Raw genomic sequence first — 14758 nt, 5'->3', positions numbered from 1 at the left:
AAGCGGTATCTGATGATACCGGGCGTGCCAGTAACGCTCATAAACTTATATCTGCGCGGGATCCCGATAACATGAACAATATTTCTATCACGCCCAAAGGTGGGACGATTGCTAACGAAGTGAGCGGTACTCAGGTTACGCTGAACGCACCCAGTGTGGTTAAACTTAACCTGAATCAGGCTGACATTAAGGCTTTCACACGCAATGGTAATGATTTAGTCGTAACCACTAAATCAGGTGAAACACTTGTTATTCATGATTTTTACAGCGCCAATGGCGACAGCGATCTGGTCCTGCAGGACGATCGCGGTGCGCTCTGGTGGGTTGAAGATCCCGGCACAGAGGGCTTTCAGTATGTGTCGATCGACAGCACTGAAGGTCTGCTGGCAGAAAACGTAACGGATAACGGCACGATTGCCGCATTCGGTATTGGCGGCGCGGCTCTGGCCGGTATCGGGGCGCTGTTTGCGACCGGCGGCGGTGGCGGCGGTGGCGGTGGCGATACGGATAATTCCGGCGGCGGCACTAATCCTGGTAACGGAGGCAACAATCCTGGCGGGGGAGGTGGCAATAACGGCGGCGGCACTACCCCTGGTAACGGGGGCAACAATCCTGGCGGAGGAGGCGGTAATAACGGCGGCGGTGATACCACGCCACCGGCTGCGGCTACCGGTCTGCAGCTTATCAGCAATGCCGGCAATCAGCAGGGAGTTATTACTAACGGTACGGCAACCGCAGATAATACGCCAACCTTGAGCGGCACCGCCGAAGCGGGTGCAATTATCCGCATTTACGATGGCACGACGCTGATTGGCAGCACAACGGCAGACGCAAATGGCAGCTGGAGTTTCACCACCTCACCGCTGGGCGAAGGTCAGCATAGCCTGAGCGTCACGGCCACGGATGCTGCGGGTAATAGCAGCCCGGTTAGCAGTAGCATTACGTTTACCGTGGATACGCAACCACCAGCCGCCGCCACGGAGCTGACGCTTACAGATAATAGCGGTACCCCGACACCTATTCCCGACGGTTCCGCTACTGATGACAGGACGCCGGTATTAAACGGTCGCGGCGAGGCGGACGCCATCGTGACTGTCTATGACGGGCAGACGCTGCTGGGTACCACCGTCGTCGGTGCAAATGGCAGCTGGAGTTTTACGACACCAGAGCTGGCTATTGGCAGCCACAGCTTTACCGTCACGCTGACCGATGCGGCTGGCAACGTTAGCGCACTGTCTGCTTCTTTCGACATTATTGTGCAGGCTGTTTTGCCGCCTGCCACTACCGCGCTGGAAATCTACGATGATAGCGGCGCAACCCCGGTATTGCTGGCAAACGGTGCCAGCACGTCTGATTCGACACCCGCGCTCACCGGCGTAACTACGCCAGGCAGCCTTGTCACACTGTATAACGGCACAACGCCAATAGGCAGTGTAGTCGCGGATGTGGATGGGCAGTGGCGCTTTACGCCGGGCTCACTGGTTGATGGCAGCTACGCGTTCTCAGCCACCGTCTCGGATGCCAGCGGTAACGTGACGCAAACCCCAACCATCACGCTCATCATTGATACTATACCCCCTGCCAGCGCGGGCAATTTGAACCTTTCAGATGGAACCGGAACGACAGCTGAACCCGTTCCTTCCGGTGGAGTGACCAATACCACTACACCAACCCTGAATGGCACAGCGGAACCCGGCAGCACAGTGACCATTCTCGATGGTGATACGGTACTCGGCACGGTGACCGTGGGCAGCAACGGTGAGTGGAGTTTCACTACGCCAGCGCTGGGTGAGGGCGATCACAGCCTGACCACCGTGGTGACAGATGCCGCCGGTAATGCCGGCCCGGCTTCATCGCCGATTGAATTTGGCATTGATACCACACCGCCTGCTGTTGCAGGTGATGTGCAGCTGATTAACAACAGCGGCAGCACGCCGCAACCGATCGCCAGCGGTGGCGCGACCAATAATACTTCACCGATGCTAAGCGGCAGCGCGGAACCTGGCAGTACAGTGACTATCTATGATGGCGAAACTGCTATCGGCAGCGTCACCGCAGGCAGTGATGGCAGCTGGAGCTTTGCGGTGCCGACGCTGGAAGAAGGCGATCACAGCCTGACCACTACCGTGACCGATACGGCGGGCAATACCGGTCCGGCCTCTGAGCCGATTGAGTTTGCAGTGGACACCATTGCGCCAGCGGCCGCCTCGCAGCTGGTGCTGACCGACAGTGTCGGTGATGAAACCGGCCCGGTAGCGGGCGGGTCAATCACCGATGACCGCTCGCCAGAGCTGAGCGGCCAGGCGGAACCCGGTAGCGTTGTACAGATCTACGATGGCGGAACTCTGCTGGGCAGCGCGGCAGTAAACGCAGAGGGCAGCTGGAACTTTACCACTCCGGCGCTGAGCAACGGGGCACACAGCCTGACCGCCTTCGTCACAGATGCAGCGGGCAACCGTAGCGAAGCGTCTTCAGCCGTTAACTTTACGGTTAATGCTGCTCTGCCACCGGCCACCAGCGAGCTGCAGGTCACCGACGACTCGGGCAATACGCTGGTTACTCTGGCTGATGGCGCGAGCACGCGCGATAACACGCCAGTTCTGAGCGGCGTTGTGGCGCCGGGCAGCATCGTTACGCTCTTCGACGGAACGACCGAGCTGGGCAGCGTCACCGCCGATGCAGACGGACAGTGGGTTTATCAGGTGGGTACTTTGGATGATGGTCCGCACAGTTTCTACGGCATCATCAACAACAATGGCGAGGTGTCGCAAACGCCAGCGATTGCTATCACTATCGATACTGCGGGTCCTGCCGCACCAGATAGTCTGCAGCTGGTCAATGATGAAGGCGAAACCGCTGTGCCGGTTGTTGCAGGGGCCGCGACTAATGATACGACGCCGGTTTTAAGCGGCCGCGCGGAACCGGACAGCATCATTATCGTGCGCGATAATGACACGGTGCTGGGTAGCGCCACGGTGAATGCAGACGGCAGCTGGAGCTTCACCACGCCAGAGCTGACTGAAGGAAACCACAGCCTGACAGCCACGGCCACCGACGCTGCTGGCAACAGCGGCCCGGCCTCGGCGCCGGTTACTTTTACTATTGATACTACTCCCCCAGCCGCCGCGGCAGATCTTATCGTCAGTAGTGAAAGCAATGGCCTGCAGGTGCCGATCGCAGCAAACGGTAACGTCAATGACAACGCGCCGCTGCTCAGCGGAACGGCAGAACCTGGCAGCGTAGTGACCATCAGTGATGGCGATATGGTATTGGGTTCGGCAGCGGTTAATGCCGATGGCAGCTGGCGTTTCACCACGCCTGAGCTGACAGAAGGCGCGCATAGTCTCACTACTACCGTAACTGACGCCGCAGGCAATACCGGGCCGGCCTCGCCTGCAATAAACATCATCGTCGATACCGTACCGCCAGCAGCGATCGCTGATTTGCTGGTCAGCGACGACGTGGGCGCTCAGCAGGGCGCATTAATCTCCGGTGATACCACTGACGATCGCACCCCGACCCTTAGCGGTACAGCAGAGCCTGACGGTCAGGTCAGTGTGTATGACGGAGATGTACTGCTGGGCATTGTGGCCGTAAACAGTAACGGCAGCTGGAGCTTCACTACGCCAGCGCTAAGTGATGGTCTGCACACGCTTACCGTTACAGTCACCGATGTGGCAGGTAATGTGGGTCCGGCGACACCAGACTTTACCCTGACCATTAACGCGGGCGCACCGCAGGCTTCTCTGTCACTGGAAGTGTATGACGAGAGCGGCAACGTGCTGGAGCGATTGAACAACGGCGATATAACCAACGATGGCACGCCGCTGCTGACCGGTCTTGCTGGCGCAAACAGCATCGTGACATTGTATGACGGTGCGACAGTACTGGGCTCAGTAACCGCAGATGCTAATGGTCAGTGGAGCTACCGGGTGCTGAGTCTGCAGGATGGCGTGCATACCTTCCGTGCTACCTTTGACGATGGTAACGGCAATACCATTGAAAGCGCCGCGCTCTCCATCACGCTCGACACCGTGGCGCCGCCAGCAGCCAGCGAGCTGACGCTGAGCAATGACGCGGGCAGTACGGTGGTACCCATTACCGACGGCATCGCCACCAATGACAGCACGCCGATGTTTAGCGGTCAGGCGGAAGCGGGCAGCGTTGTGACTATTCTGGATGGCACCACGGTGCTGGGTAGCGTGGCCGTGGGCGCCAGCGGTGGCTGGAGTTTTATGCTGCCCACCCTGGCTGATGGCAGTCACAGCCTGAGTACGGTGGTCACCGATGCCGCAGGCAACGCCAGCCCGGCCACGCCGGCGCTGAACTTCACCGTTGATACTACTGCACCTGCTGTTATCAGCGACCTGCTGGTCAGCGATGACAGCAGCGGCACGGGTGTTCCGCTGAGCAGCGGTGCCACCACGGCTGACAGTACTCCGGCACTAAGCGGCACCGCAGAAGCCGGTTCGGTCATCAGCATCTACGATGGCAGTACGTTACTGGGAACAGTAACGGCAGGTGACGACGGCAGCTGGAGCTTTACCCCGGCTGCGCTGACCAACGGTGCGCATTCGCTCACCACTACTGTCACCGATGCTGCCGGTAACGTTGGCCCGGCCTCGCCAGCCTTTAACCTGACGGTGGATGCAGGCATCCCGCCGACCAATGAACTGCTGGTGGTGGCTGATAACAACGGCAGTACGCTGGTGGTACTGGCGAATAACGACAGCACGCAGGACACCACGCCGGTGCTCAGCGGCCGTGCTGAAGCGGGTGTGCTGGTCACGCTGTTTAATGGAAACGTTGAAATTGGCAGCGTCATTGCGGGCAGTGATGGCCTCTGGAGCTTTACCCCGAATCCGCTGCTGGATAACACCTATGCCTTCCGCGCCACCTACACCGATAGCGCCGGAACCGTGGTGGAAAGTAATACCCTCACCATCACCATTGATACCGTTGCGCCGGGCGCACCGGGTGGCCTGGTGCTGGAAAACGGAGCGGGCGCAGAAATCCCGCCGGGTGAAACCACCAATACCCGCACGCCGGTATTAAGCGGCAGCGGGGAAGCGGGCAGTGTTGTGACTGTTTCTGATGGCAGCACGCCGCTGGGCAGCGTCACGGTGGATGATACCGGCAACTGGCGCTTCACTCTGCCAGCGCTGAGCGAGGGTAACCACAGCCTGACCACGACGCAAAGTGACGCGGCAGGCAACATCAGCACGCCATCTGCGCCAGTGGTGGTGATTGTTGATACCGCGCCGCCGGCGGCAGCCGGTGGCTTGCAGCTGAGCAACGGCGATGGCGATGCGATTACTTCCGGTGGCGTAACCAACGTCACGCAGCCGGTGCTGAGCGGCACCGCTGAGTCAGGCAGCACCATCACCGTTTCAGATGGCACTAATGAGCTGGGAACGGCGATTGCCGATAGCGACGGCAACTGGAGCTTTACGCCGGACAATGCGCTGGACGAAGGCGATCACAGCCTGACCACCACCGTAACCGATCCTGCCGGTAATACCGGCCCGGCATCCTCGCCGCTGGTGGTGACCATTGATACCACGCCGCCGACCGTTGCCAGCGATGTGGTGTTCAGCAACGATCGGAGCGGCACGCCAGTCGCGATCAATAACGGCGTGACCAATGACACCACGCCGGTAGTTAGCGGACGCGCCGAACCTGGCAGTACGGTCACCATTAGCGACGGCAACAACACGCTGGGTAGCGCGGTGGTCGGTAACGATGGCCGCTGGAGCTTTACCTCACCGGTACTCTCTCCGGGCGAGCACAACCTGGTGGTTACGGTAACGGATGCGGCCGGTAACAGCAGCGAGCCGTCGGCAGCGCTGCCGATCAATATCGATGTCACGCCGCCTGATGCTCCCACCGGCATAACTCTGGTAAACGACAACGGCACCACGCCGGTACCGATTGCTGCAGGCGGTTTTACCAACGATAGCACGCCGGCGATCGGTGGCAGCGCAGCCGCAGGCAGCACGGTCACGGTGTTTGATGGCACCACTGAACTCGGTACGGTCAGCGTGGGCGATGATGGCATCTGGACCTTTACACCGCCGAACGCCCTCAGTGAGGGCAGTCATAGCCTGAGTGCTACCGTGACCAGTCCGGCAGGCAACACCAGCCCTCCTTCCGGGCCGGTTGTGGTCAACATTGATCTCACCGCTCCGGCGGTCGCGGACGACCTGCAGCTGACGAATGATAACGGCACCGCGCCGCTGCCGATCAATGGCGTGACTAATGACGTGACGCCACAGTTCAGCGGCAGCGCGGAACCCGGCAGCTCGGTCGCTATTTACGATAATGATGAATTGCTTGGCACGGCGCGCACCGATGCAGACGGTCGCTGGACCTTCACGCCTGACCCTGCGCTGGAGGCGGGTGCGCATAGCCTGACGACGGTGGTCACCGATGCCGCGGGCAACAGCGGACCTGCGTCGACGGCTATCAATTTCACTATCGACCTGACCACACCGCCAGCCGCGGGCGGGGTAGAACTCATCAGCAATAACGGTACCGCCAACCAGCCGGTGACCAGCGGCGACGCGACCAATGACACCACGCCTGTCCTGAGCGGCAGCGCAGCGGAAGGCAGCACCGTAACGATTCTGGATGGTAATACCGTGCTCGGCACCGTGCTGGTGGACAGCAGCGGTGCATGGACCTTCCCGATTCCGGTGCTGAGTCAGGGCGATCACAGTCTGACCACCACGGTAACCAGCCCGGCAGGTAATGTCAGCGAGCCTTCTGCCGCTATCGATTTCACGGTGGATACCGAAGCGCCTGCCGAGCCTGCCGGACTGCAGTTGTCAAACGATGAGGCCGATCCTGCTATACCAGTGGCTGCCGGCGGCGCGACTAATGACACCACGCCGGTGTTAAGCGGCAGCGCCGAACCGAATAGTCTGGTGATCGTGCGCGATAACGGGGTCGTCATCGGCTCCGCCACTGCTGGCGCTGATGGCAGCTGGAGCGTCACGCCGGAAACGGCGCTGGATGCGGGGCCGCACAGTCTGACCGCCAGTGTCACCGACCCGGCGGGTAACGTCGGCCCGGAATCCGCGCCCTACAACTTTACCATCGATCTTACCGCGCCGGATGCGCCGCTGAACGTAGCGCTAAGTAATAACGAAGGCAGCGCGCTGGTGGCTATACCGTCAGGCGGCTCGACCAACGACGCGACGCCGGAACTGACCGGCACGGCCACCGCGGGCAGCATCATCACCATCTATGACGGTGACAGTACTACGCCGCTGGGAACGGTGACCGTGGGCGCAGATGGCTCGTGGCTGTTTGTCACCGGTGAGCTGAGCGACGGACCGCACAGCCTGTCAGTTACTGAGACAGATGCTGCCGGTAACGTCAGCGAGCGCTCGGAGCCGATTACGTTTACCGTGGACACCGATGCGCCTGACGCGGCAGCGGGTCTGCAACTGGTGAACAATGACGCGGATCCGGCTACGCCAATCGCTTCCGGCAGCAGCACCAGTGACAACACGCCGCTGCTGAGCGGTACGGCCGAGGCCAACAGCACCATCATTGTCTATGACGGCCAGACGCCAATTGGCACCGCAACGGCAGATGAAGAGGGGGCCTGGAGTTACTCACCGATTCTTACCGACGGTCAGCATAATCTGAGCGTCACCGTAACGGATGCGGCGGGCAACGTCAGTGAGCCGAGCAACATTATCGCGTTTAATGTTGATACCGTAGCGCCATCAGCGGTGACGGAACTTTCTATTGCCAATAACAGCGGCAGCGGCGAACCGGTCATCATTCCGAACGGCGGATTGACCAATGACAGCACGCCGCTGTTCAGCGGTGCAGGCGATCCGGGCAGCGTGATCGTTATTGCCAGCCAGAACGGCGAGCTGGGTACAGTCACCGTTGGTGACAGTGGCCGCTGGAGCTTTACGCCACAAAATCCGCTGACGGACGGCAACTATACTCTGACGGTCACGGCGCGCGATGCCGCCGGTAACCTGAGCGCACCTGTGGCCGCACAGCTAACTATCGACGCCACGCCGCCTGCGCAGGCGGCCGATCTCACCTTGTCTAATGATAACGGCACCACAACTGTACCGATTATCTCTGGCTCAACCACCAGCGACAACACGCCGCTGCTGGCCGGCACCGCCGAGCCGGGTAGCCGGGTGAATATCCTGGATAACGGGGTGCCAATTGGCACCGCGATTGCCAGTGATGCCGGTGAGTGGAGCTTCAGCGTGCCGACCTTAACCAACGCCGGGCATAGCCTGACGGTGACCGTCACCGATGCTGCCGGCAATACCGGTCCGGCGACCGCGCCGCTCACCTTTACGGTGGATAGCCAGGCGCCGGCGCAGGCCACGCTGGTGGTGACTAATGATAATGGTGCCGAACCGGTGACTGTGCCGGATGGCACATTCACTAATGACAACACGCCGCTGCTGAGCGGCGAAGCCGAGCCGGCTAGCCTGGTCATCATCTATGATGGCGACGTAGTGTTAGGCTCAACCATCGCCACAGCTGGCGGCACGTGGAGTTTCTCATCACCGGCGCTGACCGACGGTGAGCATACGCTGACCGCAACCGTGACCGATGCGCTGGGCAATGTCAGTGCGCCATCCTCCAGCTTTACGCTGCAGGTGGACGCGACGCCGCCGCAGCCGGTAAGCGGGCTGCTGGTGCAGAACGATAACGATGCGGATAATCCGGCGACCATTGCCAGCGGCGGTGCGACCAATGACAACACGCCGCTGCTGAGCGGCAGGGGAGAGCCGGGTACCACGGTTAGTGTCTATGACAATAATGCGCTGGTGGGTTCGGCCACGGTGGGCAACGATGGCAGCTGGAGCCTGAACACTAATCCGCTCCCTAATGGCAGCTACAACCTGTCAGTCATCGTCAGCGATGCGGCAGGCAACAGCAGTGAACCGGTGAATGTCAGTCTGACGATCAATACGATCGCGCCCGATCCGGTGCTGACGTTTGATATTTACGACAATAACGGCAGTGCGCCTGAGCTGGTCAGCAATAACGGCTTTACCAACGACAGCACGCCGGTACTGCGCGGTACCGCAGCAGCCGGTGCCCTCGTTACTCTGCTGCAGGGCGACACGGTCATTGGTTCAGCGCAGGCGGATGCCAGTGGCGTGTGGCGCTTTGAAACCGGCGCGCTGGATGACGGTACCTATGCTTTCTCGGTGCAGGTGGTGGATGCCGCGGGCAACGTCAGTGTGCCGACCGGGCCGGTTACCATCAATATTGATACCGTTGCACCTGCGCCGGTTGCTGGTTTTACAGTAACGGATAATGTGGGCGGCACGACCGGTGAGCTGAACAGCGGTGACCCGACGGATGACAACACGCCAACGCTGAGTGGTACGGCAGAAGCGGGTAGCACTGTGTCAATTTATGACGGCACCGTGCTGCTGGGTACGGCAACGGCGGGCGCGGGCGGCAGCTGGACCTTCACCACCGAAGCGCTGAGTAACCGGGTACATACCTTTACCGTAACCGTCACGGATGCAGCGGGTAACGTCAGTGCGCCTTCCGCGCCATTCGACGTCAACGTGCAGGCGGATCTGCCACCGGCAACCTCATCACTACAGATCACCGACAACAGCGGCACCACGCCGGTGACGCTGACGGACAATGCGGTAACAAAAGACAATACGCCAACCCTGAGCGGTGCAGCAAACCCAGGTGAGATCATTCGCATCTATAACGCAGTGGATGAAACAGAGATTGCCAGCGTCACGACGAATGCCAGCGGGCAGTGGAGCTATACCCCGACGCTGACGGACGGAACCTACTCGTGGTATGTCACCGCAGAAGACCCCGGTAACGATGCCGGCCCGCGTTCTGACATCATCGGTATTACGGTAGATACCGTTGCGCCGGTAGCGGTTGCCGATCTGGTGGTCAGCAACGACAGTAGCGGCACGGCGCAACCCATCGCCGCCGGCTCTGTCATCAACGACAGTACGCCGGTTCTGACCGGCAGCACAGAGCCTGGCGGCATTGTTACCATTTATGATGGCAATATCGCCATCGGTTCAGCGGTTGCCAGCGGTGGCGGTGACTGGACTTTCTCTGCGCCGATTCTGAGCCAGGGCCAGCACGCGCTGAGCGTGTCGGTTACCGATGCGGCAGGCAATATTGGCCCACGCACGCTGGCATTTAGCTTTACTGTTGATACTGTTGCACCGAATGCTTCAACGCTCGTGATTACTAACGACCAAACCGCGCAACCGGTGCCAGGCGGCGGGGTTTCTTCTGATAGCACGCCGACGCTGAGCGGAACGGCTGAAGCGGGCAGTACGATCGCTATCACTAACAATGGTGCACCGCTCACTACGCTGACGGTGCCGCCGGGCGGGACATGGAGCTATACGCCAGCGACAGCGCTAAGTGAAGGTGCACATACCATCAACGTGACCGTGACCGATGCGGCGGGCAACGTCAGCGCGGCCACCAGCGCCACGGTTAATATTGATACCGTAGCACCGGATGCGGTCACCATTACGGCCAGCAACAATAACGGCAGCGTGCCGGTTGCAATCGCGGCAGGCGGACTCACCAGTGACAACACGCCACGCCTGAGCGGCACGGCGGAAGCAGGATCGCTGGTGATCGTTAGCGAAAATGGTGCGCCGGTTGGCTCGGTCATTGCGGCGGCAGACGGTAACTGGGGCTTTACCACCAATACCTTGCCTGACGGTCAGCACACCTTCAGTGTGGTTGCCCGGGATGCCGCAGGAAACGCCAGCACACCCGCAACGTTTACGCTGACCGTAGATGCGACGCCACCGGCTATCGCTACCAATGTGGTGGTACAGAACGATGTCACGGGCGTAAATATCCCAGCCGGGGGAGCCACCAATGACGCCACGCCAACGCTGCGCGGGAGCGCGGAGGCCAACACTACGGTCAGCGTTTACGATGGCAATACCCTGCTTGGGACGGCAACAGTCGATGGCAACGGTGGCTGGATCTTCGCCTCACCGACGCTGGCGAACGGCGCGCATAGCCTGAGTGTGGCGGTAACGGATGCGGCCGGTAACATTGGATCGCGTACTGCGCCGGTTACGGTGATTGTGGACACGGTCGCACCAGTCGCTTCAACGCTGGTCGTAACCAACGACGGCAACGGCGCGGCGATCCCGAACGGCGGTGTGACTAACGACACCACGCCAACCCTGAGCGGCAGAGCAGAAGCCAACAGCACCATTACGTTGCGCAACGGTGACACCCTGCTGGGTACGGCAATTGCCGATGCGACGGGCAACTGGACCTTTACCCCAGGCACGGCGCTGGGTGAAGGCATGGTAACGCTCAACGTTGCGGTGACAGATGCGGCGGGTAACGTCAGCGGTACCACCAGCAGCAGCGTGATGATCGATGTGACGCCACCGCCTGCGGTCACTGCGCTGACGGCGGCCAACAACAATGGCAGTACGCCGGTGAATATTGCGGCAAGCGGTGTGACCAATGACAATACGCCGCGCCTGAGCGGTACGGCAGAGGCCAACAGCGTGGTCACGATTCGCGATGGCGATACGATACTGGGCTCGGTCACGGCGGGCAGCAATGGCAGCTGGAGTTTTGTCACCAGCGTGCGTCCGGACGGGTTGCATACCTTTAACGTCGCGGCAACGGATGCGGCTGGCAACACCGGACCAAACGCTGCCATCACCCTGACCATCGACACCATCGCACCGCTGGCGGCGACCGGACTACGGCTGACCAATGATGTGACGGGAGCGCCGGTCGCTAACAGCGGTATCACCAATGACAACACGCCGACGCTGAACGGCACGGCAGAGGCGAACGGCAGGGTAACGGTGTACGACGGCAACACGGTGCTGGGTACGGCGATTGCAAACGCCCAGGGCGCGTGGAGCTTTATCTCACCCACCCTGAGCAACAGTGCGCATGCGCTGAGCGTCACCGTTACGGACAGCGCTGGTAACGTCGGGCCGCGTTCAGATGCGATTAACGTGACGGTGGATACCGTAGCGCCAGTCAATTCCACCCTGACCATCATTAATGATGTTACCGGGGCGACAGTGGCGAACGGAGGTTCTACTAACGACACTACGCCAACGCTGCGCGGTACGGTAGCCGCAGCAGAAGCCGGGGCGCGCGTGAGTATTCAGGATAATGGTCAGCTACTGGGCACGGCGATTGTACAGACGGACGGCAGCTGGAGCTTCACGCCGCTGACGCCGCTGAATAATGGCTCGCATCCGCTTACGGTGACCGTTACGGATTTAGCAGGTAATGTCAGCGGCAGCACGGCGGCGACAGTGGTGATTGACACCATCGCTCCAGCGGCCGTGACCAATCTGACGGCGTTCAACAACAACGGCATTACCGCTGTCACTATTCCCAACAACGGCTTTACCAGCGACAGTACGCCGCTGCTCTCCGGGAACGGTGAGTCAGGCGCCCGCATTACCGTGTACGAAGGGACGCAAGTGCTGGGCAGCACCACGGTCGGTACGAACGGTACCTGGAGCTTCATCACTGGTACGCTTAGCAATGGAAGTCATACGCTGAGCGTGACGCAGACTGATGCGGCAGGCAACGTCAGCCCGCAGGTATCCACCACGCTGGTGGTGGATAACGTGGCACCCGTGGCAAGTACGCTCACTATCACTGACGATGCTGGCACCACACCGGTTACGCTGGCAAACGGTGCGTTCACCCGTGACACCACGCCAGTGCTGAGCGGTACGGCAGAAGCGGGAGCTATTGTCACCATCTTTGATGGCGCGACGGCGATTGGCTCAGTCAGCGTCGGCAGCGGAGGGACCTGGACCTTTACTCCTGCCGCGCTGACGAACGGGGCGCACACCTTAAGTACCACTGTGACCGATGCGGCGGGTAACGTCAGCACCGGTAACACCACCGCAACGGTGAACGTCGATACCGTACCGCCAGCAGCAGTGGGTGGGCTGCAGGTTAACGCAGCCGGCACCACCTTAACCGGCACCGGTGAGGCTAATGCTACTGTCACGGTACGCGATGCCAGCGGTAACGCTATCGGTAGCGGTGTGGTGCAGGCCAGCGGCAGCTTCAGCATTACGCTGACCTCGCCGCAAATCACCGGCGCTGCTCTGTCAGTGGTGCAGACAGATCGCGCGGGCAACGTCTCTGCTGGCGCTTCCGTACTCGGGGCGATTCGCGTAGTCGCAACCAACGACAGCAACGAGGTGGATTACACCACCACGCAGGCGACTATCAGCAATGGCACTACCAGCGTCTCCCATATTGCGCTGGCGAACATCGGACTGGGAAGTGTGCTGAATGCCAGCGTGCTCTCCAGCGGCAACGCCTTTGTCTTCAGCGTAGGGCCGGATGATACCCGCACCGTTACGCTCAATGGTTCGGTGGGCGGTATCAGCCTGATCTCAACCTACTCCCTCTACCTGTATGAACAGCAGGCGAATGGCAGCTGGCAGTTGATCAATACGCGGGGTAACTATCTCTCCACCGGGTTGATTTCTCTGGGCACCCAGACCGGGGCCAACGTGACCTACAGCAACCTGGGCACCGGTAACTATGCGGTAGTGATTGGTTCCAACGTGAGTGTGGGCATCCTGCCCACCACCACCATCAGCACGGTGTCAGACTTCACCACGCTGGCGGTGACCACGGCGGCCACCGTCACCGGTAATCTGCTGGCGAACGACACCAGTTCGATAGCCGGTACGGTACCGGCCGGTGTGGCGGTTACAACGGCGGGCGGCGCAACGGTTGCCGGCACGGGTAATACGGTGATCAACAGCAGCTACGGTACGCTGACCCTGGATGCGCGAGGCAACTATACCTATGCGCTGAAAGCGGGACTGAATATCGACACGCTGCCGGCGACGGATACCTTTACCTATTCAGTGCGGGACGCCAGCGGCACGGTAACCTCCGCCACGCTGACGGTAACGCTGCATAACGGCCCGGCGGCCACGCTGTTTGCCGCCACCAGTCTGCTGGCGGAAAGCAGCAGCGCTGAGCATGACGCGAGCGGCAGCATCTGGGCTGACAGCGCCGGCACGCACAGCGGAACCTTAACCATCACTAATGCTCTGGGGGCGGAAACCACGGTGGGAGCGGCCGGTATGACGCAGGTAGCCGGTGAGTTCGGCGTGCTGCAGGTCAGCGCCAGCGGAAGCTACACCTACTCACTCAATGCGGATGTTAACGTCCAGAACATTACGCATAAGGAGGTATTCAGTTACACCCTGGCGGGCCGGGACGGCACCCTGACCAGCCACAGCTTCACCATTGAGCTGCACCCGACCATTAACGGAACCGGCGGTAACGATACGCTGACCAGCAGCGCCTACGATGACACCATCACCGCTGGCGCCGGCGCAGATACGCTGGTTTACCATCTGCTGGATCGCGCTGACGCCACCGGCGGCAACGGCCACGACACCTGGACCGACTTTAACGTCGCCCAGGGAGACAAGATTGATATCAGTGAACTGCTGATCGGCTGGAATGATTCCACAAGTAATATTAATGATTTCGTGAAAGTGGACCATACTTCTGATGGCAGCACCGTGCTTTCAATCGATCGTGACGGTAGCGGGACGGGCTACAGCACTACGCAGCTGATCACGCTGGAAGGCGTTAACGTGTCACTGGAGGAGCTGCTGCAGCAACCGCACCAAAACCACACGGCATAGTGGTGTGTGACGCAGGGAAGCATCACGGGCACAGGAGGTGCCCTTTCTCTATTCTGACTGGT

At 60.5% G+C, this 14758-nt stretch carries 1 protein-coding gene; it reads left to right on the top strand.

The genetic code is table 11. The features are described 5' to 3' along the window. Positions 1–71: 71 nt before the first annotated feature. On the top strand, positions 72–14696 hold the full coding sequence (locus tag HA43_RS09445) for an Ig-like domain-containing protein (RefSeq protein ID WP_094111529.1): 14625 nt from the start codon (positions 72–74) through the stop codon (positions 14694–14696). The last annotated feature ends 62 nt before the right edge of the window (positions 14697–14758 follow it).

Origin of the sequence: Pantoea eucrina (assembly GCF_002095385.1) — a bacterium.
In the GTDB taxonomy this organism is placed as follows: Bacteria; Pseudomonadota; Gammaproteobacteria; order Enterobacterales; family Enterobacteriaceae; genus Pantoea; species Pantoea eucrina.
This window is presented reverse-complemented; position numbering and strand designations above follow the sequence as displayed.

What these genes read in the sequence shown, in the direction of transcription:
- HA43_RS09445 (WP_094111529.1), top strand. Translation starts at nt 72, where the DNA reads ATGAACAATATTTCTATCACGCCCAAAGGTGGGACGATTGCTAACGAA.